This window comes from Mesorhizobium sp. WSM3860 (assembly GCF_002294995.1).
Lineage (GTDB): Bacteria > Pseudomonadota > Alphaproteobacteria > Rhizobiales > Rhizobiaceae > Mesorhizobium.
Genome location: NZ_NSGF01000006.1, coordinates 1 through 24,412, shown reverse-complemented (window position 1 = coordinate 24,412; position 24,412 = coordinate 1). Strand labels below are relative to the sequence as shown.

Annotated in this window: 27 protein-coding genes and 1 riboswitch; of the genes, 10 read left to right on the top strand and 17 right to left on the bottom strand. The window is 63.7% G+C overall.

The features are described from left to right. Nucleotides 1-24: 24 nt before the first annotated feature. The 7 genes from CK220_RS12080 to CK220_RS12050 form a co-directional block, all read right to left on the bottom strand. Entirely contained in the window at nucleotides 25-612 is a 588-nt protein-coding gene (locus tag CK220_RS12080; protein ID WP_095811753.1) for an NAD(P)H-dependent oxidoreductase, read from the bottom strand. Next, on the bottom strand, nucleotides 612-1,193 hold the full coding sequence (locus CK220_RS12075; RefSeq protein ID WP_176479063.1) for an NAD(P)H-dependent oxidoreductase: 582 nt from the start codon (nucleotides 1,191-1,193) through the stop codon (nucleotides 612-614). The genes CK220_RS12080 and CK220_RS12075 overlap by 1 nt, the downstream gene beginning before the upstream one ends. Continuing rightward, a complete protein-coding gene (locus CK220_RS12070) occupies nucleotides 1,193-2,590 on the bottom strand; it encodes an FAD-binding oxidoreductase (RefSeq protein ID WP_095811751.1) in 1,398 nt (465 codons plus the stop codon). Before CK220_RS12070 ends, CK220_RS12075 begins: the two co-directional genes overlap by 1 nt. Beyond that, entirely contained in the window at nucleotides 2,590-3,891 is a 1,302-nt protein-coding gene (locus CK220_RS12065) for a cytosine deaminase (protein WP_095811750.1), read from the bottom strand. Before CK220_RS12065 ends, CK220_RS12070 begins: the two co-directional genes overlap by 1 nt. A gap of 450 nt (nucleotides 3,892-4,341) precedes the next feature. Further along, nucleotides 4,342-5,193, bottom strand: coding sequence for an ABC transporter permease (locus CK220_RS12060; protein ID WP_095811749.1), 852 nt, complete (start codon nucleotides 5,191-5,193; stop codon nucleotides 4,342-4,344). After that, entirely contained in the window at nucleotides 5,180-5,998 is an 819-nt protein-coding gene (locus CK220_RS12055) for an ABC transporter ATP-binding protein (protein WP_095811748.1), read from the bottom strand. Before CK220_RS12055 ends, CK220_RS12060 begins: the two co-directional genes overlap by 14 nt. Nucleotides 5,999-6,013: 15 nt before the next feature. Next, entirely contained in the window at nucleotides 6,014-7,018 is a 1,005-nt protein-coding gene (locus tag CK220_RS12050) for an ABC transporter substrate-binding protein (protein WP_095811747.1), read from the bottom strand. Nucleotides 7,019-7,272: 254 nt separating this feature from the next. On the opposite strand from CK220_RS12050, the gene CK220_RS12045 reads away from it, so the two are divergent. Both CK220_RS12045 and CK220_RS12040 read left to right on the top strand, forming a co-directional pair. Next, nucleotides 7,273-7,656, top strand: coding sequence for a RidA family protein (locus CK220_RS12045; protein WP_095811746.1), 384 nt, complete (start codon nucleotides 7,273-7,275; stop codon nucleotides 7,654-7,656). A 66-nt stretch (nucleotides 7,657-7,722) separates the two neighbouring features. Continuing rightward, nucleotides 7,723-8,520 carry a creatininase family protein gene (locus tag CK220_RS12040; protein WP_095811745.1) on the top strand — a complete coding sequence of 266 codons (798 nt, stop codon included), beginning with the start codon at nucleotides 7,723-7,725 and terminating at the stop codon, nucleotides 8,518-8,520. A 21-nt stretch (nucleotides 8,521-8,541) separates the two neighbouring features. On the opposite strand, the gene CK220_RS12035 is transcribed toward CK220_RS12040, so the two are convergent. Continuing rightward, nucleotides 8,542-9,045: a tyrosine phosphatase family protein gene (locus tag CK220_RS12035; protein ID WP_095811744.1), complete on the bottom strand. Its 504-nt coding sequence runs from the start codon at nucleotides 9,043-9,045 to the stop codon at nucleotides 8,542-8,544. A gap of 2 nt (nucleotides 9,046-9,047) precedes the next feature. Further along, on the bottom strand, nucleotides 9,048-10,097 hold the full coding sequence (gene cobD / locus CK220_RS12030) for a threonine-phosphate decarboxylase CobD (RefSeq protein ID WP_095811743.1): 1,050 nt from the start codon (nucleotides 10,095-10,097) through the stop codon (nucleotides 9,048-9,050). Here cobD and cbiB point away from each other — a divergent pair. Further along, nucleotides 10,096-11,085, top strand: a complete 990-nt coding sequence (cbiB, locus tag CK220_RS12025) for an adenosylcobinamide-phosphate synthase CbiB (protein WP_095811742.1) — start codon at nucleotides 10,096-10,098, stop codon at nucleotides 11,083-11,085. The genes cobD and cbiB overlap by 2 nt on opposite strands. A 6-nt stretch (nucleotides 11,086-11,091) precedes the next feature. Here cbiB and cobO read toward each other — a convergent pair whose 3' ends face one another. The 5 genes from cobO to CK220_RS12000 all read right to left on the bottom strand — a co-directional run bounded on the left by cobO (nucleotide 11,092) and on the right by CK220_RS12000 (nucleotide 14,218). Continuing rightward, nucleotides 11,092-11,721 (bottom strand): cob(I)yrinic acid a,c-diamide adenosyltransferase, encoded by a 630-nt coding sequence (gene cobO, locus CK220_RS12020; protein WP_095811741.1) that lies wholly within the window; start codon nucleotides 11,719-11,721, stop codon nucleotides 11,092-11,094. A 1-nt stretch (nucleotide 11,722) separates the two neighbouring features. Then, nucleotides 11,723-12,244 carry a bifunctional adenosylcobinamide kinase/adenosylcobinamide-phosphate guanylyltransferase gene (gene cobU, locus CK220_RS12015; RefSeq protein WP_095811740.1) on the bottom strand — a complete coding sequence of 174 codons (522 nt, stop codon included), beginning with the start codon at nucleotides 12,242-12,244 and terminating at the stop codon, nucleotides 11,723-11,725. Further along, entirely contained in the window at nucleotides 12,237-13,031 is a 795-nt protein-coding gene (locus CK220_RS12010; RefSeq protein WP_095811739.1) for a CbtA family protein, read from the bottom strand. Before CK220_RS12010 ends, cobU begins: the two co-directional genes overlap by 8 nt. Nucleotides 13,032-13,046: 15 nt before the next feature. Continuing rightward, a complete protein-coding gene (locus CK220_RS12005; protein WP_095780832.1) occupies nucleotides 13,047-13,226 on the bottom strand; it encodes a CbtB domain-containing protein in 180 nt (59 codons plus the stop codon). 36 nt (nucleotides 13,227-13,262) lie between these two features. Further along, nucleotides 13,263-13,461: riboswitch (cobalamin riboswitch) on the bottom strand. A gap of 70 nt (nucleotides 13,462-13,531) precedes the next feature. After that, nucleotides 13,532-14,218: a gamma-glutamylcyclotransferase gene (locus tag CK220_RS12000; protein WP_095811738.1), complete on the bottom strand. Its 687-nt coding sequence runs from the start codon at nucleotides 14,216-14,218 to the stop codon at nucleotides 13,532-13,534. Between the two features lie 274 nt (nucleotides 14,219-14,492). Between CK220_RS12000 and CK220_RS11995 the strand changes: the two genes are divergently transcribed. Next, nucleotides 14,493-15,548: an aromatic ring-hydroxylating dioxygenase subunit alpha gene (locus tag CK220_RS11995; protein WP_245429143.1), complete on the top strand. Its 1,056-nt coding sequence runs from the start codon at nucleotides 14,493-14,495 to the stop codon at nucleotides 15,546-15,548. Here the strand turns inward: CK220_RS11995 and CK220_RS11990 are convergent. Further along, on the bottom strand, nucleotides 15,517-16,716 hold the full coding sequence (locus tag CK220_RS11990) for an MFS transporter (protein ID WP_095811737.1): 1,200 nt from the start codon (nucleotides 16,714-16,716) through the stop codon (nucleotides 15,517-15,519). The genes CK220_RS11995 and CK220_RS11990 overlap by 32 nt on opposite strands. Nucleotides 16,717-16,941: 225 nt before the next feature. Here CK220_RS11990 and CK220_RS11985 point away from each other — a divergent pair, with 225 nt between their 5' ends. Continuing rightward, nucleotides 16,942-17,943 carry a DUF1624 domain-containing protein gene (locus CK220_RS11985; RefSeq protein ID WP_095811956.1) on the top strand — a complete coding sequence of 334 codons (1,002 nt, stop codon included), beginning with the start codon at nucleotides 16,942-16,944 and terminating at the stop codon, nucleotides 17,941-17,943. Then, nucleotides 17,940-18,419 (top strand): isoprenylcysteine carboxylmethyltransferase family protein, encoded by a 480-nt coding sequence (locus CK220_RS11980; RefSeq protein ID WP_095811736.1) that lies wholly within the window; start codon nucleotides 17,940-17,942, stop codon nucleotides 18,417-18,419. The genes CK220_RS11985 and CK220_RS11980 overlap by 4 nt, the downstream gene beginning before the upstream one ends. 115 nt (nucleotides 18,420-18,534) lie before the next feature. Here CK220_RS11980 and CK220_RS11975 read toward each other — a convergent pair whose 3' ends face one another. Beyond that, nucleotides 18,535-18,921 carry a MerR family DNA-binding transcriptional regulator gene (locus CK220_RS11975; protein ID WP_040969921.1) on the bottom strand — a complete coding sequence of 129 codons (387 nt, stop codon included), beginning with the start codon at nucleotides 18,919-18,921 and terminating at the stop codon, nucleotides 18,535-18,537. Nucleotides 18,922-19,066: 145 nt separating this feature from the next. After that, nucleotides 19,067-20,485, bottom strand: a complete 1,419-nt coding sequence (mgtE, locus tag CK220_RS11970) for a magnesium transporter (RefSeq protein WP_095811735.1) — start codon at nucleotides 20,483-20,485, stop codon at nucleotides 19,067-19,069. Between the two features lie 391 nt (nucleotides 20,486-20,876). On the opposite strand from mgtE, the gene CK220_RS11965 reads away from it, so the two are divergent. The 4 genes from CK220_RS11965 to CK220_RS11950 form a co-directional block, all read left to right on the top strand. Then, nucleotides 20,877-21,500, top strand: coding sequence for a response regulator transcription factor (locus CK220_RS11965; RefSeq protein WP_095811955.1), 624 nt, complete (start codon nucleotides 20,877-20,879; stop codon nucleotides 21,498-21,500). A 121-nt stretch (nucleotides 21,501-21,621) separates the two neighbouring features. Continuing rightward, the gene (locus CK220_RS11960; protein ID WP_095811734.1) at nucleotides 21,622-22,812 is read left to right on the top strand and encodes an aminotransferase class V-fold PLP-dependent enzyme; all 1,191 of its coding nucleotides are present in this window, start codon (nucleotides 21,622-21,624) and stop codon (nucleotides 22,810-22,812) included. A 10-nt stretch (nucleotides 22,813-22,822) separates the two neighbouring features. After that, nucleotides 22,823-23,785: a CoA ester lyase gene (locus tag CK220_RS11955; RefSeq protein WP_095811733.1), complete on the top strand. Its 963-nt coding sequence runs from the start codon at nucleotides 22,823-22,825 to the stop codon at nucleotides 23,783-23,785. A gap of 19 nt (nucleotides 23,786-23,804) precedes the next feature. Further along, nucleotides 23,805-24,412 (top strand): ATP-grasp domain-containing protein (locus CK220_RS11950; protein WP_176479062.1); only part of this gene is annotated, 608 nt, incomplete at its 3' end.

Below are 24,412 nucleotides of genomic sequence, written 5' to 3'. Positions count from 1 at the left end.
GTGGGAGAAGGAAAGACCCGCAGCTCAAAACCTTTCCAGCCTCGCCCTTACCTTGCCAAGGAACGCTGCCCGGCTCTTGGGCGTCGAGGAATCCATCAGGTAGTGCGCCAGGAAGAATGTCTTGCAGCGGGTGGCGCAGATCGCGCGCATGCCGCGCAGGATCGTCTTGCGGCCGGGCTGGCCGACAACGACGCTCCACCAGGTCGGCGCGCCACAGGTGGTGATGACTCCGACCTTGGTCACATGGGTCATCAGCGATTGGATCCGGCCTCTGCCGCGCGGCAGCTTGAAGGCGATGTCGGTTGCCCACACGCGATCGAACCAGCCCTTCAGCGTCGCCGGCAATCCGTACCACCACGTGGGGTAGATGAAGAGGATCGCCTCGGCCCATTGCAGATGCTCGAAATGCTGCCTGAGTGCCGGATCCTCAGGCGCGCGCTCGTTGTAGGACCGCCGCTCTTCGCAGCTCATCACCGGATTGAACTTCTCGGCATAGAGATCGAGCAGCCGCACGTCCCAGCCTCGTCGCGTCAGCACCTCTATGGCCACGTCGCGGATCGCGGCGCAATAGCTCTCCGGCACCGGATGGCAATAGACCACCAGCACGCGCATCAGAATTGATCCATGCTGGCGGCCACCTTCGCCATGAAGGCCTTGCGCGTCTGATCCGTCGAAAGGTTCATCGAATAGTGTGCAAGATAGGATACGGGAGCGCCTGGCTTGATGGTCGCCCGCAGCGTGCGCTTCACCATTTTGCGCGGCGGATCGCCCATCAGCATGGCGCGAAAACGGCTGCCGCCATAGGTGGTGATGGCCGCGAGCTTGCGGATGTTATGCAGCGTCGGCCGAACCTTGCCGTCGACCAGCTTGAACGATACGCCGGGCAGGAAGACACGATCGAAGAAACCCTTGAGGATCGCCGGATAGCCGTAATTCCAGACCGGAAACGACAGCACCAACGCTTCCGCCGTCTGAAGCCTTTCGATGTAACCGGCGACCGCGTCGTTGGGCCCGCGCTGGTCGTGGTAGCCGAGCCGCTCTGCGCGCGTCATCCGCGGATCGAAATCCTCGGCATAGAGGTCGCAGTCGTCGATCGTGTGGCCCGTTGCGGAGAGCCGCTCGACGATCGTCCGATGCAGGCCGGCGTTGAAGCTGGTCTCCACCGGATGAGCGTAGAGCACGAGGATTTGCATCAACTCGCCTTTTGCAGGCCCTTGAACAGGAACGACTTGCCCGAACGGTAGTCGTAATCCGGGTTCTCCCAGGCGATCATCTTGCCCGGGTTGAGCAGCCCTTGCGGGTCGGTCTCGCGCTTGAAGGCAAGCTGGACATCGTCGGTTTGCTTCATGCCGCCCTCTTCCAGCGTGTAGCGGTGCGGGTTGAAGATCCAGCAGCCATTGTCCTCGTGGATTCGGATGATCTCGTCGAGCCGCTCTTCCGTCGTGAAGCGGACCAGCGGCAGCCCGGCGGCGCCGATCGCGCCGTCGAAGCGGATGAATTCTAGATGCGCCGGCACCTCGTCGCCGAAGCGGTCGACCATTGCCTTGACGTGCGCGAGATGGTCCGGCGACGGATAGCGCGCCTGCAGATAGGTGATCGTCGGATCGACCCTGATGGCGCGCAGCGTGGTGTGGTTCCAGGTCAGTTCGTAGGCCGGCGGCAATCCCTTAAGGTCGGTTTCCAGGTCAGCCCTGAAAACGATTTCGCCTTTGCTGGCCCGGACGAACGCGAGGAACCCATCCATCGCGTGTGGCGCGATCATGCACACCACGATGCTCTGCTCGCGCCGGAAGAACTTCTGATGCCGCTTGAAATAATCGTAGGGAATGGGTGCCGCGATCGGCGTGATCAGCTTCGCCAATATGCCGTCCTGCTCGGCGAGGTCGTTGCCAAAGCCGGCCGCGTCCATGAAATCGTCGAACCCGACGATGACATCGATCCAATCGTAAGAGGCCGTCAGCGGCATCTCAACCTCGGTGATGATGCCGTTGGTGCCATAGGCGTGCATGACCTTGAGCACGTCCTCGCCCGTGAGGTCCATGACTCGCGGCTCCGCCTCCATCGTCACGGTTCTCAGCCGAATGACGTTGCCGAGGTCGCGCAGCCCGCCCCAGCGGATCGAGCCGATCCCGCCCGAGCCGCCGGCGACGAAGCCGCCGATGGAGGCGGTATTGTAGGTCGAGGGCGACATGCGCAGTTCCTGCGCGGAATGCGCCCGCGTCGCTCTGTCGATGTCGGCCAGAACCGCTCCGGGCCCGGTCACCACGCGGCCCGGCGCGATCGCCTTCACTTCGTTCATATCGGCGAGGTTGAGCACCACGCCGCCCGACAGCGGCATCGCCTGTCCGTAATTGCCGGTGCCGCTGCCGCGCGGTGTGACTGGAACGCCGTGCCGGTGGCAGGCGGCCAAAAGGCGGATCACCTCGTCCTCGTTCTTCGGCGTCACGATCAGGTCACCGGTGACATGGTCGAGCTGTTGTTTGAGGACGGGGCTGTACCAGTAGAAGTCGCGGCTCTTCTGCTGGACGATGGCCGGATGGTCGTCGATCTTGAGGCCTTCGAGATCGCGCTTCAGCGCCGCGATATCCATCATTCCACCATCAATTCGTCGAGTTCGGCATAGTCGGGCAGCCGGCGATCGATCGCCCTGCCCTTGCGCACCACGATGCGATCCGATTCGGGCCGCGACAGCAATTCGGTCCAACTCCGTCCCTTGAAGACGATGAAATCGGCGCTGCCGCCGGCGGCAAGGGTGCCGGCGCCCTCCAATCGCATCACCTCGGCCGGCGTCGCCGCCATCGCCTTCGGCCAGTCGCCCACCGGATGGTCGAAATGCAGGATGCGGGTCGCCATGCGATAGACTTCAAGCATGTCGAGATCGCCATAGGCGTAGAACGGATCGCGCGTGTTGTCGGAGGCGACCGCCACCTTGATGCCGCGCGCTTTCATCTCATGCAGCAGCGTCACGCCGCGCCAGCGCGGCGTGGTCTGGTTGTTGCGCCTGTCCTGCAGATAGAGATTGCACATCGGCAGCGACACGACCGCCAGTCCGGCCTTCGCCACCTTGTCCAACGTGTCGAGAACCTCGAGGTCGGGCTGGCGCGCCAGCGAGCAGCAATGACCGACAAGGATGTTGCCGTCAAAACCGTTCCACAGCGAAGCCTCGGCGATCTTCTCCAGCGAGATGGCCGAGACGTCGTCGGTCTCGTCGGCATGGAAATCGAGGTCGAGTCCATGCTTGATGGCTTCAGCGAACACCTTGTCGAGCAGTTCCTCGAGGTCGGGCACCATGTAAGTGACCACGCCGAGCACGCCCTTGGCCGCAGCGACGCGTTTCGCCAGCCGCTCGAACCAGGCCTGGTCGCGCACGCTTTCGATGCCGAGCAGGCAGGCGGCCTGCACGTCGATGCGTCCACGCCATTTTTCCCGTATCGTCTCGAAAACCGGCCAGGAAATTTCTTCTTGCGGCGCCACGCTGTCGAGATGCGTGCGAACGGCCTTGGTGCCATGCGCGTAAGCGCAGCGCAGCGAGAAGTCCATGCGGCGCGCCACGTCCTCCGCGCTCCAGCGGGTGGTGCGGTCAGCGCCAGTTGCGTTGAGTGCGGCCATGAAGGTGCCGTCGGGATTTGGCTTGCGCGGCCAGATATGGCCCTTGTCGATATGCGTATGGCAGTCCACGAAGCAGGGCAGCACGATGCGGCCGCCAAGGTCGATCGCATCGGCCGGCGCCTTCGACCTGCCGTGGGCGGCGATGCTGGCGATCTTGCCTTCGCCCACCGATAGGTCGGCCAGCGCGAAGCCATCGGAATCGAAGGTTGCGACAAGGCCGGGCGTCAGCGATTGATGAACGCGGACGTTGGCGAGATAATAGGAGCCAGAGGCTGGTATCAAGCCATACCCCCCTCTGCCCTATGCAACACCATTCCCTCAAGGGGTCGTTTGGACCGGAGACACCGCGAACAGGTGTGCGGAGACATCGCGAACAGTTTCGCACGGCCGCCAAGCTCGAAGGGAACGGCATGGATCCTAGGGTCTGCGCGTCCGCTTCGCTCCCGCTCCGCCCTAGGATGACGAAGAGAACGGATGCCGCCTGCAATCGCAAACGTTGGAGATGCCGGGGTTCCTACCAATCCCCAGCACTGGCGGTTTGCATATGCCTTCCTGCCTTTCGTCATCCACGGGCGGAGCGGGAGCGAAGCGGACGCGCAGACCCGAGGATCCATTCCGTTACGGTCATGGAAGAATCCGGCGGTGCAAAACTGTTCGCGATGTCTCCGCACGCCTGTTCGCCGTATCTCTGGCCCAAGCAGCCCCTCACTGTTCTCGATTATGTCACGCACCCTAGCGCTCCTGCTTCAGCGCGCTCTCGTGCCAGCGGCGCAGGATGAGATGCGACACCAGCGACAGCACCAGGAAGATCAGGATGCCGGTGAGCGAGATCAGGATCAGCGCCGCGAACAGCCGTGGCGCGTTGAGCCGGTAGCCCGCCTCGATGATGCGGGACGCAAGCCCGGACGATTGCCCCTGCGCGCCGGCGACGAACTCGGCCACCACGGCGCCTATCAGGGACAGGCCGCCGGCGATCTTCAGTCCGCCCAGGAAATAGGGCATCGCCGCCGGCAGGCGCAGATAGCGCAATTGCTGCCAGCGGGTCGCTCCGTTCAGCTTGAACAAATCGCGCAGGTTGCGGTCGACCGAGTTCAGACCGAGCGTGGTGTTGGAGAGGATCGGGAAGAAGGCGACGATCCAGGCGCACAGCAAAAGCTTGGTCGTCTGGTTGTTGATGTAGATGTTGATCAGCGGGAAGATCGCCACGATTGGCGTCACCTGCAGCACGATGGCGAAGGGGAAGAATGACATCTCCACCCATTTCGACTGCGCGAACAGCACCGCCAGCCCGACGCCGCCGATAACGGCAAGAAGCAGGCTGAGGAAGGTAATCCTAAGCGTCACCAGCAGCGAAGAGAACAACAGCGGGGCATCGTCATGCAGCGTCTGCAGCACCACGCCGGGGCGCGGCAGGATGTATTGCGGGATCCCGTTCCAGACGCATATGCGGTCCCACAGCCAGATCGCAAGCACCATGATTGCCAGAGGCAGCACCCATTTGCCGATCCGTTCGAGACGCTCCTGGCGGACGCGGCGCGCCTCTTCCGGATCGAGCTTCAGCGCGGTGTCTTCAATGGCCGTCATGGTGCGGTCCGGCGGTTGAGTTGATGGCATTGACCAGCACGTCCGAGGCCTGCCGGCAAAGGGCTGCATAGTCGGGCGAGGTCCTGAAAACCTCGTCGCGCGGATAGGGCGCATCGACGGCAAGCTCGCCGAAGACGCGACCAGGCCGCGCCGCCATGACGACGACGCGGCTGGACAGGAAGACGCTTTCGAAGACGCTGTGGGTGACGAAGACGACGGTAAACCGCTCGTCCTGCCAAAGCTCGAGAAGATCGTTGTTTAGCTTAAAGCGGGTGATCTCGTCGAGCGCCGCGAAGGGCTCGTCCATCAGAAGAATGCGCGGCTTGGTCACCATAGCCCGTGCGATCGAAACACGCATCTTCATGCCGCCGGAAAGCTCGCGCGGCACGGCATTCTCGAAACCGGTGAGGTGGACGCGCGACAGCATTTCCATCACCGCGGGCTTGGCCTCCGCACGCGACACGCCTTTCAGCCTGAGCGGCAGCCAGACATTGTCGAAGACGCTGGCCCATGGCAGCAGCGTGGGCTCCTGGAACACGAAGCCGATATTCGAGCGGTCGATCGAGCCGCGCCAGTCGAGCTGGCCAGAGGTCGGCGTCGACAGGCCGGCGATGAGCCTGAGCGCCGTCGACTTGCCGCAACCAGACGGGCCGAGCAGGCTGAGGAAATCGCCTTCGCGGATCGCCAGGTCGACCTGGCTCAGCGCCGTCACGCCGTTGGAAAAGACCTTGCCGACATTGCGTAAGGAAAGCAGCATCGGGCTCTCACCCGATGCCGTCGCCTGCGCCACTTTCTCCTGGATCATCTCAGGCAGGCCGCCTTACTTCTTCAGCTCCCGCCCGACCCCCTTGTTGATGAAGGCGAGCGTATAGGCCTTCTTGATGTCGATGCCCGGCTGCGCGACCTTGGCCTTGACCATCTTGTCATAGAAGCTCTGGATGCGCGCTTCGGTCATGCCGCCGATGCCGAGCTTTTCCGTATCGCCGGAATCGACAATGCCGAACTTCTTCAGCTGTTCGATCGAGAAGGCGATCTGCTCATCCGTCATGTCCGGATTGTCCTTCTTGATCATCTCGTTGGCGGCCTTGTTGTCGCCGTAGAGGTAGTTGTACCAGCCCTTGGCCGAGCCATCGACGAAGCACTGCACCACCTCCGGCCGCTTGTCGATCGTGTCCTGCATCACCTCGATGGTCGTGGCATAGGTGTCCCAGCCATTGTCGGCGAGCAGGAACTGGTTCGGCACGAAGCCGCCCTGCTTCTGCACGGCGAAGGGCTCCGACGTCACATAGCCCTGCTGGATCGATTTCTTGTTGGCGATGAAGGGCGCCGGATTGAAGGTGTATGGCACGCGCTTGGCGGCGTCGAAGCCGAGATCGGTCACCATCCACTGGAAGAAGGTCTGCGCGCCTTCGTCGCCGAGGATATACTGGTCGGCGTTCTTCAGGTCCTCCCACTTGTCCAGCCCTTCACCCGGATGGGACATGATGACCTGCGGATCCTTCTGGAAATCGGCGGCCACGACGCGCATCGGAATGCCCTGCTGCACAGCGTCGAAGGCCGAGAGCAGGTTGCCGCCCATGTAGAAATCGATCTTGCCGGCCAGCAGCATCGGCCGGCCGCTGACCTGCGGGCCGCCCTGCATGATGGTGACGTCGAGGCCGCAGGCGGCGTAGGTGCCGTCGGCGATCGCCTGGTAGTAGCCGCCATGTTCCGGCTCGGCCAGCCAATTGGTGCCGAAGGTGACCTTCTCGTTGGCCGCCGCACCCAGCGTGCCGGCCGCAAGCAGCGCGATCGCACCCGTCAGGATTTTTTCTTTTCCGTACATAAACATCACCCTCTCTTGGCTCCGGCGCGCTGCGCGCTGGGCTCCATTCCATTGATTCAAGAAGCAAGACACATGCCACCGCCTTGGGCCGCCTGCTTGCGCGGCAGTCATTGCCGAGACCGGACGGGTCATGCTGTACAAGTGGCATCGTGCCTATTTTTTGGACGCCTGTCCATAATCGCCCGGGCGGCATGCACCGCATCTTGAAGCTTTCATGAATCCGGCCTTAGTCTGCCTGCCGACAGGAGAATGCCATGCTCAATTATCTCGCCCCCAAGTCGATCAAGCCGCCCTTTGCCCGCTATAGCCATGGAGTTGAAATTCCTGCGGGAAAGCGCCTTGTGCTATGCTCGGGTCAGTTGGGCATCGGGCCGGATGACGCCGTCCCGGAGGATGCCGGCGCGCAGACCGAGCTTTGCTTCAAGAACATTGCCGCAATCTTGAGCGAAGCCGGGCTGACGCTGAACGATGTCGTGCGCATCAACGCCTTCGTCACCGATCGCGCGCATCTGCAGGCCTATATGGACGTTCGCAATCGCCTCTTTTCCGATCCGGCGCCGGCTTCGACGCTGATGATCGTTTCAGGTTTTGCCCGCCCGGAATTCAAGGTCGAGGTAGAGGTTCTGGCAGCAGGCTAGCTGTTGCCCGGAATGGCCAGGCGCTTTAGACCTCCAGGCCGAACAGCAGACCATCGGGAGACGACAGTGACGACAAGACGTGTGTGGTGGGGCGACTATCGGACGACCGAATACGCCTCGATCGACGCGGAAGCGACGATTGCCGTGCTGCCGGTGGCGGCGATCGAGCAGCATGGCCCTCACCTTCCGGTCTCGACCGACACCTCGATCATGATGGGCATGCTCGAGACGGTGATCGCGCGTTTGCCCGACGACCTCGACGTCCGCATCCTGCCGGTGCAGGCGGTGGGCAAGTCGAACGAGCATCTGCATGCGCCGGGAACGCTTACCTTGCCGGCCACCACCCTGGTCGACGCCTGGACCGAGCTTGGCCTCTCGGTCGCCCGCGCCGGGGTCAGGAAGCTGATCGTCGTCAACTCGCATGGCGGCAACGAGGAGATCATGGGCATTGTCACGCGCGAGTTGCGCGTGCGCGCAAAGATGCTGGCGGTGAAGACGAGCTGGCAGCGCTTCGGCCGTCCCGCCGGCATGTATACCGAGCTCGAAGACCGTCACGGCATCCATGGCGGTGATGTCGAGACCTCGCTGATGCTGCATTTCCGGCCAGATCTCGTCGACATGGGCAAGGCCGACAATTTCGTCTCCAATGTCGGTCGCGCCGAAAAGGAATTCGCCTTGCTGCGGCACACCGGAACGCACGCCTTCGCCTGGATCGCCAGCGACCTCAATCCGAACGGCGTGGTCGGCGATGCCAGCATCGCCACCGCCGAAAAAGGCCGGCTGACCGCCGAGCATCAGGCCGATGGCTTCATCGGCCTGACCAGGGATGTGCGTAAGGCGAGGCTTGCCGACTGGCTGCCGTAGCTGAACAGTGCGAGCTCAATCTCAGATGCTGAGTTCGAAGGGAACCCCTTCAAAGGCATCTGCACCGCGCCCGATTGCTTCGACCGCCGCAATCATCCGGCCTTCTCGCCCAAGCAACATATCCGCAACGGCAATCAGCCTTGGATTGGGCGTCGCTGACGGCGAGAGAAAGCGCAGCGTCTTCGCCAGCTCCGCCTCGTCGCGTTTGGGCGCCAGTGCCGCCGCGATAATATAGGCCGACGCCGTCGAGCGGCTGATACCGGCATAGCAGTGCACGACCATCGGTTTGGCCCTGTCCCAGCGATAGGCGAAGTCGAGCAGCGCGCGCACATGCTCCTCGCCCGGCATGGTCATGCCTTCCTGCGCGGCGACGATGTCATGCATGACGAGATGCAGATGGTTTTCGGCCAGTATCGAGGCCGGACGGGTCATCTCGGTGCCGTCGGCGAGCAGCGACAGCAAGCGCTCCGCGCCGGTTCTCGCAACGGTCTCCTCCACCTTCGACAGCGAACAGACATGGATCATCGTCAGCACTCCCTCGGCGCATCCTCGCGCCGCGAGGCCCACGCTGCAAGCGCGCTCTCGAGCCGCTGCCAGTCCTCTTCGCTGCCGGGCAGACCGACGCGCAAGACCTGCGGTCGATCGGCAAAATGACGAAGGAGCACGCCGCGTTCGCCAAGCGCCGAAAACAAGGATTGAGCATCGGGGAAAGACAAATAGCGGAACAAGCTGGTGCCGCCGGCGACCGCGATATCGAATCGGCTGAGCAGCTCATCGAGGCGCTTGGCATCGGCTGCCAAGCGTTGCCGCATGCCGCCCTGCCACTTGGCGTCCGCCAATGCGCGGATTCCGTATTCAAGCGCAGGACCGGCGACGGCCCATGGCCCAAGCTGCGCCTCCAACCGCTCGGTCGTCAGTTGGTCGGCCAGCGCGAAACCAAGCCTGACGCCGGCAAGGCCGAAGAATTTGCCGAAGGAGCGCAGCACTACGATGCCGCCTTCGCCCACATCGCCCGCCAGGCTGTGTTCGATAGGGCCGACATCCATGAAGGCTTCGTCGACCACCAGCAGGCCGCCCTTCGCACGAAGCCGCGCAGCAAGGCCGACCAGGCGGTCCCTTTCGATCACTCGCCCATCCGGATTGTTCGGGTTGACCAGCACGGCAAGGTCCGCATCCGCCAAGGCGTCGAAATCGCGCACCTCCACAACCGCGTGGCCTGCAATCGCGGCCGCCCTGGCGTGCTCGGCATAGGTTGGACCCAGCACCAGTGCCTTGCCTGGCCTCACCAGAGAAGCGACCCGCGGCAACAGGATCTGCGTGCCGGGCGCGGCTACGATATGCGCCGCCGACTGCGCGCCATAGGCGTTGGCCGCAATTTCGGCCAATTCGCGCAGTCGTCCTGCCTCCGGCAATCGTGACAGGGCGGTGGCGGGCAGATCGAAAAGCGGATAGGAGTGCGGATTGATACCTGTCGAGAGGTCAAGGAAAGGCTGTGGCGCATGGGGAAAAAGAGCGCTTGCCCGGCCAAGGCTGCCACCGTGATCAACCGCTGCAATCGCTCCGCTTAGAAGCTTCATGTCGATCCTAATCGCTTTCCTGTCACTCGCCATCGAACGTGCCCTTGGCTATCCGGACTGGCTGTTCAACGCCATAGGTCATCCGGTAACCTGGATCGGCAGGCTGATATCCTTTCTCGATCGCAGGCTCAACCGCGCCACCGATTCCGACGAATTGCGTCGCCGCCGCGGCGTGCAGGCGCTTCTGGTCGTCCTGTTGGTGCCGGCGGCCATCGGCCTGACGCTGCATGTGCTGCTCTGGCTGATCTTTCCATCCGGCCTGGTCATCGCGGCCATCCTCAGTTCCTCGCTGCTGTCGCAGAAGAGCCTCGCCGAGCATGTCGAGGATGTCGCCGATGCGCTGGAGACCGGCGGCCTGACGCTCGGCCGCATCGCCGTTTCGCGCATCGTCGGCCGCGATCCGGACAAGCTCGACAAGGCGGGCGTTGCCCGCGCCGCGATCGAAAGCCTGGCCGAGAATTTCTCCGACGGGATCGTCGCGCCCGCCATATGGACCGGTGTCGGCGGTTTGGCCGGGGGTGCTGCCTACAAGGCGGCCAACACCGCCGATTCGATGATCGGCCACCGCACGCCGAAATACGAGGCCTTCGGCCGAGCGGCCGCTCGCTTCGACGACCTGGTCAACCTGCCGGCATCGCGGCTCACCGGCCTGCTGATTGTGCTGGCGGCCTTCGTCGTCAAGGGCGCCGACCCCCGCAACGCCTGGCAGGTCATGCGGCGTGACGCGAAGAAGCACCGTTCGCCCAATGCCGGCTGGCCGGAAGCCGCCATGGCCGGCGCGCTGGGGCTCGCCCTGGCCGGACCGCGCAGTTACGGCGGCGACGTCGTCGAGGATGCCTTCATGGGCGAAGGCGGCAGGCGCGAGGCCGAAAGCACCGACATAAGGCAGGCACTGGAACTCTATCGCGTCGCCGACGGGCTGCTGATCGGCCTGTTCGCGGTCCTGTCGGCGACGGTGATCTACCTGACCATTCTGATCAGCGGCTAAGGCGCTTCAGAATTCAATTCCGTGCTGCGCTTTAACGCCGGCCGAGAAATGGTGCTTGGTCAGCCCCATCTCGGTGACGAGATCAGCGGCCTCCACAAGCAACGGCTTGGCGTTGCGGCCGGTGACGACGACATGCAGGCCCTCGCGGCGCGCCTTCAGCGCCGCGACCACCTTTTCCAGGTCGAGATAATCGTAGCGCAGCGCGATGTTGAGCTCGTCGAGCACCACGAGGCTGATAGAGGGGTCGGCAATCAGCTCGAGCGCCCTCGCCCAGGCAGCCTCGGCCGCGGCAATGTCGCGCTTCAGGTCCTGCGTCTCCCAGGTGAAGCCCTCGCCCATCGCGTGCCAGACGACGCGATCGCCGAAAGCGGCGAAGGCATCCTTCTCCCCCGTGTGCCATTTGCCCTTGATGAACTGGACGACGCCGACACGCTTGCCGTAGCCGAGCATCCTCAGCGCCAGGCCGAAGGCAGCCGTGGTCTTGCCCTTGCCCGGCCCCGTGTTGACGATCAGCAGTCCCTTCTCGATCGTCTTGCCGGCCACCTCGGCATCCTGCACCGCCTTGCGCTTGGCCATCTTGGCGCGATGGCGTTCGGCATCCTTGCCGTCAATGATCGTGTCTTTGATCTCGGCCATGTCACTTCACCTTGAGCGGCAGCCCCGCCACCATCATCAGCACGCTGTCGGCGACAGCCGCGACCTGCTGGTTGAGCCGCCCTGCGGCGTCGCGGAACCGGCGCGCCAGCGCATTGTCCGGCACGATGCCGAGCCCGACTTCGTTAGACACCACAAACCACGGTCCGCGCGGCTGCGACAGCACATGCGAGAGCCGCCGGCACTCGGCCTCGACATCATGGTCCGCCAGCATATGATTGGTCAGCCACAATGTCAGGCAATCGATGAGCGCCGGCTGGTGATCGGGCAAGGCCTCGATCGCGCCTACCAGGTCGAGCGGCGCATCGACGGTGACCCAGCCTTTGCCACGGCGCGAGCGATGCAGCGCGATGCGCTCGCGCATCTCCTCGTCATAGGCCTGCGCGGTGGCGATATAGGCCCAAGGTGACGGGCTTGCCGTCGCCAGGTTTTCGGCATGCGCGCTCTTGCCGGAGCGCGCACCGCCGATGATGAAGGTCAGATGGCCCTCGGCGCGATCAGGCAAAGCTGTCGCGCAGGCTGGTCGCCGTGCCGGCGAAGCGGCCGCGCACCACACCGAGGCCCGCACCGAGCACCAGCCAGAAGACCAGATCGGTGAGCGTCACCGCCACCACGAACTGATGGTGCAGCCCCTCGGGAATCGCCGTCTCGAAGCTGACGGGCTGCGGCGCGCCGACTATGTGCGGAGCGACAACCAGCACGACCGCCAGAATTGCCAAGGGCAGCGACTTGCGGAAGGCGATCAATCCAAGGCCGACCGCGGTCGCGGCCACCGTCGAAATCCACCAGATCTGGCGCGGCAGAAGTTCTGCCGCCGGCATGGCCGGCAGTTCCGGCGGCAGGCCTAGGCCGGGCGCGAGCGTGAAAACTGCAAAGCCGGCAAGACCCCAGAACACGCCCTGGCGCCAGTTGCCGATACCGCCGGCGAATTCCGAGACCGCGACCAGGATCAGCGCGAAGCCGATGCCGGTGACGATGTTGGCGACCACGTTGAAGGCGAAGCGCTCGAAGCCGTCGGCCGGAGCCCAGCCCTCGTCCTCCGTCGGAGCAGCCGCTCCCGTCGACGCAGGAGTGGCGCTGCTCATCGCATTGTCAGCCGGAGCGGCCGAACTCATCGCATTGCTGTTGGCGGCGGCGGTATGGTCGTGGTGATGACCGCCCCCTGCCTTTTCATAGACTTCCGCCTTGAGGATCAGCGGCACGGTCGCATAGGCCTGCATGCAGGCAAGGGCGATGCCCGCCACGAGCCCAGCGATCGCCGCGATGAACACGACGTTGCGAAACAGATTCATGATATCGGGCCTTCGTCAGTGGCAGGGAAAAGCCATCGAGTGACGATAGTCGTGGGCAGCGTTGTGGACCGCATCGATGTGCGAGAAGCCGACGAAACCGACGACGAAAATGCCGAGCAGCGCGGCGAGAGCCAACTGCATGATGCGCGACTGCGAGGAGACGGAGGCGCCGAGGGAGACGGAAGCGGTATTCATGTCTTGTCCTTTCGCCCTCCACCCGAGGGCATCGAAGTCAACTTTCCTGTCGCCGGCAGGTCTCCTGGCTCGCGGATTCGCGCCCTTCCCCACCTTCCCGAGGACAAACCTCAGTGGTCTATGGAGAGGACTACCGCATACAGTTGCGGGGGCAGCAACGGCTTTGGGCAAAAAGTCCACCCTCACCGCATTCCCTCTTGGCTCCAAAAACGGAACCGACGACGCCACCGACTATAGGCAGAATCGTCGCGACCGGCAAACCAAATTCCGTCACGCCGCAGCGTGATTGCGGCACCGGTTTGGGACTAAGATCCGGCGATCCGCTCGGCAACGAGCTGCTGCAATCGCCACAAATGGCGGTCGTGAATACCGCGCTGTTCGAGGTTCTTCACGGTGTTGTAGAGATAGTCGGCGCCTGAACCCCAGTGGCCGCACGAGGTCGCCAGCCTTTCGATCACCTCGTCTTCGTTGAGTGGGCCGGCATAGGTCGTGCCTTGGCGATTGATGACGAAGGCAAGCGCTCTCAACTGCCCTTTGTCGGTTGCGAGTTGCAGCAGGCGCGGCCGGTAGCTGGTCGGCTTCAGCGTCATCTCGCGGCGAAAAAGCCTGTCCAGCGCCTGCCGGCGGTCGCCACCGTTCAGGCGGAAAGCAACGCCCTTGCATTGGCCGCCACGATCCAGCGCCATCATCAGGCCGGGGCTTTGCTTGGTGCCGCGCCAGCGCGTCATCTTCATGCAGAAGGAGCGATGCCAGCCGCGTGCCACGGCGACGCGCTCCTCGACATGCTCGATCTCGGGCTTCCAGATCAGCGAGCCGTAGCCGAACAGCCAGAGAGGCTCGGTTGCAGGTAGCTCGACCTCGAATGCATCCAGCATGGCTTCATAGTCGCTGTCCGCGAGATGCTCGGCATCAGGATCGGGCCCTGGGTCTTCGACCGCGCGAAAACAGCGGGCGACCAGCTCCTCGGTAAGCGACATCGTTCTTGCAGGCATGCTTTGCAATCCTGGGCAGCCGGCGAGACCGCGGGCGATTACGAAGCGACCTTAAGGGCGGCACCGGGACACCACAATGGCCGCAATTGACAACGACCCTGTCCGGGTGTCGGCTGTCGCCAGCCAAGGGGAGCCGCTTATGCAGCCAAATCCTAGCGAAAGCAGCCGCTACAATGGCCTCACCAGCCTCGAGCCGACATTGCCTGCAGCGGCGTATCGGGAAGCCGATGCTTACCGGCTCGATCTCGAAGCGATCTGATATCGGAGCTGGCTAATGGTGTGCCGCGAAGCCGATCTCGCGGAACCGCTCGCATTCCGCATCGTCCGCGTCGGCTCGCAGGAGATCGTCGTGCTGCGCGACGAGACCGGCAGCTTGCGCGCCTTTCACAACACCTGCCGCCATCGCGGCTCGGAGCTCTGCCAGGAGAGCGAAGGGCGGCTGAAGGCGAGGCTGCTCACCTGTCCCTACCACGCCTGGTCCTATTCGCTGCGCGGCGATCTTGTCCGCGTCCCGTCGAAATCGCTGCCCGAGGGCTTCGACAAGGCCGACTACCCGCTCTACCGGGTGGCGCTGTCTCTGTGGCGCGGCTTCGTCTTCATCAATCTGGCAGAGGATCCCGACGGCTCGGCGGAAGCCTCCTTCGACTCCGCCTCCGGCGATCTGTCGAACTGGCCTCTGGAGACGCTGCTCAGCGGGCACCGGCTCAGCAAGGTGATGAACTGCAACTGGAAAATCTTCTGGGAGAACTTCAACGAATGCCTGCATTGCCCTGGAGTGCACAAGGACCTGTCGCGGCTGGTGCCGATCTATGGCCGCGGCCTGATGGCGAGGCATGACGATCCGGAATGGGCGCATCATGCGGACAACGATGCGCCGGAGTTTTCCGGCGGCCTGCGCGCCGGCGCCGAGACCTGGTCGCGCGACGGACGCGTCCATGGACCGGTCTTTGCCGGCCTGACGGGTGCCGAGCGAGCCGCCGGCCAGACCTACGCCACCTCGCTGCCCTCGATGTTCATCGTCGGCCATGTCGACTATGTCCGCACGGTGCGGCTGAGCGCGCTCGGCTCCGAGCAGACCGAGCTCACCGCCGAATGGCTGTTCGCGCCCGATGCGCTCGCACAAACCGATATCGACAACATCGTCGCCTTCGGCACCCAGGTGCTGGAAGAGGATGCCGCGATCTGCGAGATCAACCAGAAGGGCCTGCACTCGATCTGCCACAAGGGCGGCGTGCTGATGCCCGAGGAATACGATTTGCGCCGCTTCCACGAGTGGGTACAGGGGCGCCACGCGACATTCAAAGCGACTTCGGCAGGTAGCGCCAGGTGAAGAAGCCGCAAAAGGCGGCCAACAGGCCGAGCGTGACGAACACCGAGCCGAGACCGAAGAAGGAGAGCACCACCGAATAGACCAGCGGCGGCGTCAGTTCGGAAAAGTCGAGATAGGTGCGGTAGACCGCCGCCATCTGCGCCCTTTCATAGGAGCGCACCGAGCGCATGAAGGCGGTCGAGCCCAGCGCGTCGAGCGCGATGGTGAACAAGGCGCCGCCGAGCAGGAAGGCGGCGGTGAGCAGCGGCGCTTCCACGCCGACGCCGCCGGCGGCGAAAAGCATCGCCGCCATGGCGAAATAGGCGAAAGCCATGGTCCGACGGCCGCCGAAGCGCTTTCCGGCCTTGCCCCAGAAGATCGCCATGAACAGAAGCGCATTGCCTGCCGAAACCAGTAGTCCGCCGGCAAGCTTGCCCTCGCCCGTGATCACCATGAAGAGCGGGCCATAGACGAAGAAGGTCGTCCAGAAACACGAGCGGCCGAAGGCGATCAGCCAGGCGAGACGCAACCGCGGCTGCGCGACGAAGCGGCCGATATTGGCGAGCGGATTGACCGGACGGCTCTTGCCGGGACGGATCGAGGGGTTGTCGCCCAGCCGGTAGGTCCAGAACAGCGCCAGCAGCGCCAGCGCGAAAGCCACGACCGCGCCATGCGCGGCATAGATGCCGAAGCGCGTATAGAGGAAAATGCCAAGCGTCGGTCCGCCGGTCCAGGCAAACATCGACCAAGCCATGCGCAGCGATTCCGCCTGCATGAAGTCGGTCTTGCGGATGTGGTCCCTGATGTAGAGGTTAAGCGTGATGGACAGCGCGCTCGCCCCCATGACGCGGCACAGCATCCCGGCGAGTTGTCCCGGCAGCGTGTGGGTGACGAAGAACGCCGAGCCGATCGCCAGCATCAGGCAGCCGGCTGTGTAGACCCAGCGCCGCGCGAAGCGGCGGATCAGCATCGGCATGAACAGCGTCACCGACAGCCCGAGCAGCGACACGATGGTGTAGAGGATCGAGACGATCTGCTCGTTGTGCAGGATCTCGTAGGCCTGGATCGGGATGACGCTGGAGATGGTGGCGCGGGCAAAGGATTCGACCGCATAGAGCGAAGCGAAGGTGCGTGCATCGGCGGGCCTGAGAGCCGGAAGCCAGATCGGATGGCGCACGTGGGTGGACATCGGCCCTCCGAAAAGTGAATCGCTCGCCAAATCTGGCCGGACCAGTGGCGGACCGGTAGCAGGAAACCGACTCCGAGAAGCCGGAAAGCGAAGCCGGCCAAAGGCTTTCCGCCGCTGGCCTAAAGCGGCTTGCCATGCCGCCGGAACGGCAGCAGCCGATCCACCCTCTGCTGTTCAAGCGAACCGTGATAGTCGTTTGGCACGACTGAATCGGATTGCGAGATGATGAGCCTTCAAACGACCGGCGACGCCGTTCAGGACGCGCCGAAACACGGCCGGGTCGTCGCCATCGACGTCCTGCGCGGCATCGCGCTGATCGCGATGGCGAGTTATCATTTCACCTGGGATCTCGAAAACTTCGGCTACACCTCGCCGGGCCTCACCGCCTTTGGTTGGTGGAAGCTCTATGCCCGCTGCATCGCGTCGACTTTTCTGTTCCTGGTCGGCGTCAGCCTGTTCCTCGCACATGGCCGCCATATCCGTTGGCCTAGCTTCTGGAAGCGCTTTGCCATGGTTGCGGTTGCGGCGATCGCCATCTCGGTCGTCACCTATATCGCCACGCCGGACGGCTTCATCTTCTTCGGCATCCTGCACGAGATCGCGCTGGCAAGCCTGCTCGGCCTCGCTTTTCTCAGGCTGCCGGCATTGCTGACGGCGATCGTCTCCGCGGCCGTGATTGCGGCACCCTATTATCTGCGGTCGGAAGTCTTCGACCATCCGGCGCTGTGGTGGGTCGGGCTGTCGCCGACCAACCCGCGCTCGAACGACTATGTGCCGCTGTTTCCATGGTTCGGCGCAGTGCTTGCAGGCATCGCGGTCGTCAAGCTCGCTTCGGTATCCGGGCTTCTCGCCCGGCTGGCAACCTGGATGCCCGGCCGCTGGTCGAACCCGCTGACCTTCATCGGCCGGCACAGCCTCGCCTTCTACCTCATCCACCAGCCGCTTCTGTTCGGCTCGGTGTGGCTGTTCTCGCAAATCATGCCGGCCGCGCCACAAGACAAGGACGCTAGTTTCCTGTCGGCTTGCCAGGCGCAGTGCGAACAGCAGCGGGACAGCAAGTTCTGTTCCAGCTATTGTGGCTGCATGCTGGACACGCTGAAGGGCGAAGGGTCTCTCGACAAGCTCTACAGCAACGACCAGTCCAGCGCCTGGAAATCGCATCTGGCCGATCTGGCGAGCACCTGCACCGCCGCGACCGAGGACGAGATGGAGGGAGGAAGGCAATGACCGGCATCGCAAAGCCCGGATACGGGATCATTCCCTGGCCGCCAGTGATCTATGTCGTGGCGATCGCGCTGAGCGTCGTGCTCGGCATGCTCTACCCGCTGCCCTGGATCGGCGACATATTCGGCGCTATCCTCGTCGGCGCCGGCTGGGTGGCGCTCTTTGGCGTGGCAGCGCTCTGGGTTACCGCGATCCGCGCCATGGTGCGCGCCAGGACGACGCTCAATCCCAATGCCGAGCCCGACCATCTGGTGACATCGGGGCCCTTCGGCATCACCCGCAACCCAATGTATCTCGCCAACACGCTGCTGTTGATCGGCGTCTCCTTCATCACCGGCATCGCATGGTTCCTGCTGTTCGCCTTCCTCGCCGCCTTCGCGACGCAGAAAATGGCGATCGAGAAGGAGGAAAAGATACTGGCGGCAAAGTTCGGCAAGAAATACCGCGACTACGCCAAGCGCGTCCGGCGCTGGATCTGAGGCCGCTGAGGGCCGAATAATCCATCGCAAAAGTGTGCAGCGGTTTTGCGAAAACGACATGCCCGAAACAACGACCTAAAGCGCGTAGCCTGAATCCGCGTCAGCGCGATGCGGTTTAGGTATTCACACCCAGCTCCGCCAACCTCTCCACGCAGGACTCCTCGGCCTGGTCGAGCTCGGCAAGCGTCTCCTCGAGGTCGCGCCGTTTCTGGCGCAGGTCCTCGCGCTTTTCCTCGATGCGCTTGATCATCAGCTTGAGCTGGCCGACCTCGCCGGGCGGTTCCTTGTACATCTGGATGATTTCGCGGATTTCGGCGATCGAGAAGCCGAGCCGCTTGCCGCGCATGATCTGGCGGATCAGATGCCGGTCGGACGGGCGAAACAGGCGCGTGCGCCCGCGCCGGATCGGCTGCACCAGCCCCTCGTCCTCATAGAACCGCAACGTTCGGGTCGACACGTCGAATTCACGCGTCAGCTCGGTAATCGTGTAATATTCCCGCATTCTCGCTCCCACGCCCAAACGTCCAGGCATCGCCACGCAGAAGCGTCGCCCTTTCTCCGATCAACCCCAGTTAATGCCGGAATCGGCAGCTGACCCCAGGGCAACGTCGCACGGCATTTACGTAAAAGTCAATTATAGCACTGTCTTAGGGAACGCCAAACCACCAAGTGGCCAATCCGAGGAAGGCAAAGAAGCCGACGCAGTCGGTGACGGTCGTGACGAAGACGGCGGAAGCGACCGCCGGGTCGATCTTGAAGCGGTCGAGCAGCAGCGGGATGAGAATGCCTGCCAGGGCGGCCGCGAACATGTTGATGATCATCGCCGCCGCGATGATGCCGCCCAGGTTGGGGTCATGGAACCAGATTCCGGCGACCATGCCGATCAGCACGGCAAAGACGATGCCGTTGATGAAGCCCACCCCCACCTCACGGCGGATGATGCGGGCGGCGTTGTAAATGTCGAGATCCCTGGTCGCCAGCGCCCGCACGGTGACGGTCATCGTCTGCGAGCCGGCATTGCCGCCCATGCCGGCGACGATCGGCATCAGCACCGCCAGCGCCACGATATGCTCGATGGTCTGGTCGAACAGGCCGATCACCGAGGCCGCGAGGAAGGCCGTGACCAGATTGACGAGCAGCCACGGCACGCGCGATCGCGAGGTCGCAAGCACGGTGTCGGATAGCTCTTCGTCGCCGACGCCGCCCATGCGCAGGAGGTCCTCCTCGGCCTCCTGCTGGATGACGTCGACCACATCGTCGATGGTGAGCACGCCGACCAGACGCTCGTTCTCGTCGACCACGGCGGCCGAGAGCAGGTCGTACTGCTCGAATTCCCGCGCCGCCTCTTCCTGGTCCATGGTGGCAGGGATGGCATGCCGCGTCTCATGCATCACCTCCTCGACCTTCACCGCGCGCTTGGTGCGCAGGATCTGATCCAGATCGATGGCGCCGAGCAGTTTGAAGCTTGGGTCGATGACGAAGATCTGGCTGAAGCGATCGGGAAGGTTCTTGTCCTCGCGCATGTAGTCGATCGTCTGGCCGATGGTCCAGAACGGCGGCACGGCGACGAACTCGGTCTGCATGCGCCGCCCGGCCGTCTCTTCCGGATAGTCGAGCGCGCGCCGCAGCCGGATGCGCTCTGTGAACGGCAGTTGCGACAGGATCTCATCCTGGTCCTCCTGGTCGAGGTCTTCCAGGATGTAGACGGCGTCGTCGGAATCGAGCTCCTGCACCGCCTGCGCGATCTGCTCGTTGGGCAAATTGTCGACGATGTCGAGCCGGATCGCCTCGTCGACCTCGGTCAGCGCCGAAAAGTCGAAATCCGAGCCAAGCAATTCGACCAGCGCGCGGCGCTGCTCGGGATGCAGTGCTTCCAGCAGATCGCCGAGTTCCGACTGATGCAGGTCGTCGACTTCGCGTTTTAAGGTGAGCGTGTCGCGATCGGCGATGGCAGCGCCGATCTGCGCAAGGAAGGCCGAACGGACGGCGCCGTCCTCGCCATAGATGTCGGCGCCGCCTTCCTCGACGGTCCTGGCGCCGGTCGTCTCTCTGTCCTGGCCTTCCACCAGCGCCTCCCGCCAACAGCAATCCGGAAAGGGTGTGAATCAGGTCTAGAGCATGAGTCCGAAAAGTGGAAACCGCATTTCGGGATATCCGATGCTTATGCGGCAGATAGGGTCGAGACACGATTCGTCTTGAGAAAATGTAGCCGTAGCGCGCGGAATATTCAGAGAAATGTGCCCGTGACGCCTCGCAGTAAAGGCGGATCGCGCCGCATTTGCGGGTTCAGCCGCCGCGACAGCGCATGTCGCTGCGGAAAGAGCGCCCTTTTGTTGTTGGGGCAGAATTGTCATGATGCAGGTCCAGGTGGACCGGTAAGCGCGAGATCGACAGGACAATCGGCAGGCCTTGAACCTCAAGTCCCGGAAAACGAACGAAGCAGTTGGCGAGCAACGCGTGCGTGTTGTCGTCGCGGAGCGCAATCCGCTTGTCGTGTCTGCGCTTCGCGAGATGCTGGAATGCGACGGGCGTTTCGTGCTGTTGAGCTCCGTTCCGAGCGGCAAGCAATTCCTGGAATTGGCGGCGAACACCAGGTTCGACGTCGCCGTCATCGGCTGGAAGCTCGCCGACATGGATGGCGCCGATGTCCTGGCGGAAGTCCAGAACCGCAAGCTCGACCTGCGCATCACGGTCTTTTCCAATGATCATGACATCGGCATCCTGAAGCAGTGCGTGCGGCTCGGCGCCCAGGGCTATTGCTTTCAGTTCGACGACCCCTCGATCATCTTCGAGACGATCCTGGCGGTCGCGCATGGGCGCATCTGCATCCCTTACATCGACATCAACAAGGTCAATGATACGCCGCTGTCGCAACTCACCGTGCGTGAGCGCGAATTGCTCGCGGTGCTTTCCGATGGCTGGACCAATCTCCAGATCGCGACCCGCACCGGGATCTCCGAGAACACGGTGAAGTACCATCTCAAAAATCTTTACGACAAGCTCGACGTGCGCAACCGCGCCATGGCTGTCGCGCTCTATGCCAACGAGAAGCGCCGCGGCTCCAAATCGCCTTTCGGGTAGTAGGATCGGGTAGGCTCGACCTACCCGCGCGTGGCGACAACTTACCCGGCAAGGTGTTGTTGCTGGGCGCCATCGAAACGAAACTTCCTCCACCATCCCAAAACGTAGGAGGAGTTAGCGCATGGCCGGGTTTACCCATCTTTTCATCCCTGGACCCACCAACATTCCTGAAGAGGTCCGGCAGGCGATGAACCTGCCGATGGAGGATATGCGCGCCGCCTCCTTCCCCAATCTCACGCTGCCGCTGTTCGAGGACATCAGACGAGTTTTCAAGAACGAGACCGGCCGCGTCTTCATCTATCCGTCGTCCGGCACCGGCGCCTGGGAGGCGGCGATGACCAACGTGCTCAACCCGGGCGACCGGGTGCTGATGTCGCGCTTCGGCCAGTTCTCGCATCTGTGGGTCGACATGGCCGAGCGCCTCGGCTTCGACGTCGACGTCATCGATTGCGAATGGGGAACCGGCGTTCCGCTCGACCTCTATGCCGAAAGGCTGCGGGCCGACAAGGCGCACCAGATCAAGGCGGTCTTCTGCACGCAGAACGAAACCGCGACCGGCGTCACCAGCGACGTCGCCGGCTGCCGCGCCGCGCTCGACGCCGCGAACCACCCGGCGCTGCTCTTCGTCGACGGCGTCTCGTCGATCGGCTCGATCGACTTCCGCCAGGAGGAATGGCGCGTCGACTGCGCGGTAAGCGGCTCGCAGAAAGGTTTTATGCTGCCCGCCGGCCTCGGCTTCCTGTCGGTCAGCCAGAAGGCGCTGGCCGCGTCCAGGACCGCGACCCACCGGCGCTGCTACTTCTCCTTCGAGGACATGATCCGCGCCAACGACACCGGCTATTTCCCCTATACGCCCGCCACGCAATTGCTGCGCGGCCTGCGCGCCTCGCTCGACCTGATTGCCGAGGAAGGGCTGGAGAACATCTTCGCCCGCCATCATCGCCTGGCCGAAGGCGTGCGCAAGGCGGTCGACGCCTGGGGCCTGAAGCTGTGCGCCAAGCAGCGCAAATGGCACTCCGACACGGTGAGCGCCATCCTGGTGCCGGAAGGCATCGACAGTGCCGACGTCGTCAAGCGCGCCTACCAGAAGTACAACACCTCTCTGGGTGGCGGCCTCAACAAGGTGGCCGGCAAGGTCTTCCGCATCGGCCATCTCGGCTGGCTGAACGAGGTGATGGTGCTTGGATCGCTTGCCGCCGCCGAGCTGGCGCTGCTTGACTGCGGCGTCGACCTGGCGCCGGGCTCGGGCGTGGCGGCTGCGATCGAGCATTTCCGGCGCACCGCCGCGATGCCGGTCGCCGAGGCGGCGTGAGGAACGGACGATGAGCCACACCATCAACCACCTCAAGAAGCTCAGGCTCCAGCGCAGCGAGCTGGCGGTTCCCGGCTCCAGCCCGGAAATGATCGACAAGGCGGCGAACAGCGCCGCCGACTTCGTCTTCCTCGACATCGAGGATGCGGTCGCGCCACCCGACAAGGAACGGGCCCGCAAGAACATCATCCAGGCGCTCAACGACATCGACTGGCGCGCCAAGGGCAAGACCGTCTCGGTGCGCATCAACGGCCTCGACACCCATTACATGTACCGCGACGTCGTCGACGTCATGGAACAGGCCGGCGACCGGCTGGATACGATCCTGGTGCCGAAGGTCGGCGTTCCGGCCGACCTCTACATGGTCGAGGCCATGGTCAACCAGATCGAGATGGCCAAGGGCTTCAAGACCCGCGTCGGCCTCGAAGCGCTGATCGAGACGGCGCTCGGCATGGCCAATGTCGAGGCGATCGCCGCCACGCCCGGTCGCTTGGAAGCCATGCATTTCGGCGTCGCCGATTACGCCGCCAGCAACAAGGCGCGCACCGTCAACATCGGCGGCCTCAACCCCGACTATCCCGGCGACCAGTGGCATTTTGCCTTGTCGCGGATGACGGTCGCCTGCCGGGCCTATGGCCTGCGCGCCATCGACGGACCGTTCGGCGATTTCTCCGATCCCGAGGGCTATACGGCGGCCGCAAGGCGCGCAGCCGCGCTCGGCATCGAAGGCAAATGGGCGATCCACCCCTCGCAGATCGCGCTCGCCAACGACGTGTTCTCGCCGCCGGAAAAGGAAGTCACGCGCGCCAGACGCATCCTGGAGGTGCTGAAGGAGGCGGAGGCGCTCGGCAAGGGTGCGGCCGCGCTCGACGGCAAGATGATCGACGCGGCGTCGGAACGCATGGCGCGCAACGTGCTGGTGGTCAGCGAGGCGATCGAGCGCGCCGGCCAAGCGCAGGCCGCGACGCACTGAGAGTTTTCGGGAGGACAAGATGGACATTCACGAATACCAGGCCAAGGAACTGCTTGCCCGCCACGGCGTGCATGTGCCGCGCGGCGGCCTCGCCTACAGCCCCGAGCAGGCGACCTACCGGGCCCGCGAGATCGGCGGCTCGAAATGGGTGCTGAAGGCGCAGGTTCATTCCGGCGCCCGCGGCAAAGCCGGCGGCATCAAGCTCTGCTCCAACGACGAGGAGATCTCCAACGCCGCCGAGGGAATGCTCGGCCGCAAGCTGGTGACCCAGCAGACCGGCCCGCGCGGCAAGCTGATCTCGCGCCTCTATCTCGAGGAAGCCGTCGACATCGCGCAGGAGCTCTATCTCGGCTTCGTTCTCGACCGGAAGGAAGAGCGCGTCATGATCGTGGCTTCGGCCGCCGGCGGCATGGAGATCGAGGACATCTCCGAAAAGAAGCCGGATTCCATCATCCGCGCCACCGTCGATCCCGGTGTCGGCATGCAAGGCTTCCAGGCGCGCGAGATCGCCTTCGGTCTCGGCCTTGAAAGCAACCTGATCGGCAAGGCCACCGAGACCATCCTCGGCTGCTACCAGGTGTTCCGCGACTACGACGCCTCGATGCTGGAGATCAATCCGCTGGTGGT

Bases quoted from the DNA above. Each gene is read 5' to 3' on its own strand.
- CK220_RS12080 (WP_095811753.1), bottom strand. From the start codon at position 612: ATGCGCGTGCTGGTGGTCTATTGCCATCCGGTGCCGGAGAGCTATTGC.
- CK220_RS12075 (WP_176479063.1), bottom strand. From the start codon at position 1,193: ATGCAAATCCTCGTGCTCTACGCTCATCCGGTGGAGACCAGCTTCAAC.
- CK220_RS12070 (WP_095811751.1), bottom strand. From the start codon at position 2,590: ATGGATATCGCGGCGCTGAAGCGCGATCTCGAAGGCCTCAAGATCGAC.
- CK220_RS12060 (WP_095811749.1), bottom strand. From the start codon at position 5,193: ATGACGGCCATTGAAGACACCGCGCTGAAGCTCGATCCGGAAGAGGCG.
- CK220_RS12055 (WP_095811748.1), bottom strand. From the start codon at position 5,998: ATGATCCAGGAGAAAGTGGCGCAGGCGACGGCATCGGGTGAGAGCCCG.
- CK220_RS12050 (WP_095811747.1), bottom strand. From the start codon at position 7,018: ATGTACGGAAAAGAAAAAATCCTGACGGGTGCGATCGCGCTGCTTGCG.
- CK220_RS12045 (WP_095811746.1), top strand. From the start codon at position 7,273: ATGCTCAATTATCTCGCCCCCAAGTCGATCAAGCCGCCCTTTGCCCGC.
- CK220_RS12035 (WP_095811744.1), bottom strand. From the start codon at position 9,045: ATGATCCATGTCTGTTCGCTGTCGAAGGTGGAGGAGACCGTTGCGAGA.
- cbiB (WP_095811742.1), top strand. From the start codon at position 10,096: ATGTCGATCCTAATCGCTTTCCTGTCACTCGCCATCGAACGTGCCCTT.
- cobD (WP_095811743.1), bottom strand. From the start codon at position 10,097: ATGAAGCTTCTAAGCGGAGCGATTGCAGCGGTTGATCACGGTGGCAGC.
- cobO (WP_095811741.1), bottom strand. From the start codon at position 11,721: ATGGCCGAGATCAAAGACACGATCATTGACGGCAAGGATGCCGAACGC.
- CK220_RS12010 (WP_095811739.1), bottom strand. From the start codon at position 13,031: ATGAATCTGTTTCGCAACGTCGTGTTCATCGCGGCGATCGCTGGGCTC.
- CK220_RS12005 (WP_095780832.1), bottom strand. From the start codon at position 13,226: ATGAATACCGCTTCCGTCTCCCTCGGCGCCTCCGTCTCCTCGCAGTCG.
- CK220_RS12000 (WP_095811738.1), bottom strand. From the start codon at position 14,218: ATGCCTGCAAGAACGATGTCGCTTACCGAGGAGCTGGTCGCCCGCTGT.
- CK220_RS11995 (WP_245429143.1), top strand. From the start codon at position 14,493: ATGGTGTGCCGCGAAGCCGATCTCGCGGAACCGCTCGCATTCCGCATC.
- CK220_RS11990 (WP_095811737.1), bottom strand. From the start codon at position 16,716: ATGTCCACCCACGTGCGCCATCCGATCTGGCTTCCGGCTCTCAGGCCC.
- CK220_RS11985 (WP_095811956.1), top strand. From the start codon at position 16,942: ATGAGCCTTCAAACGACCGGCGACGCCGTTCAGGACGCGCCGAAACAC.
- CK220_RS11980 (WP_095811736.1), top strand. From the start codon at position 17,940: ATGACCGGCATCGCAAAGCCCGGATACGGGATCATTCCCTGGCCGCCA.
- CK220_RS11975 (WP_040969921.1), bottom strand. From the start codon at position 18,921: ATGCGGGAATATTACACGATTACCGAGCTGACGCGTGAATTCGACGTG.
- CK220_RS11960 (WP_095811734.1), top strand. From the start codon at position 21,622: ATGGCCGGGTTTACCCATCTTTTCATCCCTGGACCCACCAACATTCCT.
- CK220_RS11955 (WP_095811733.1), top strand. From the start codon at position 22,823: ATGAGCCACACCATCAACCACCTCAAGAAGCTCAGGCTCCAGCGCAGC.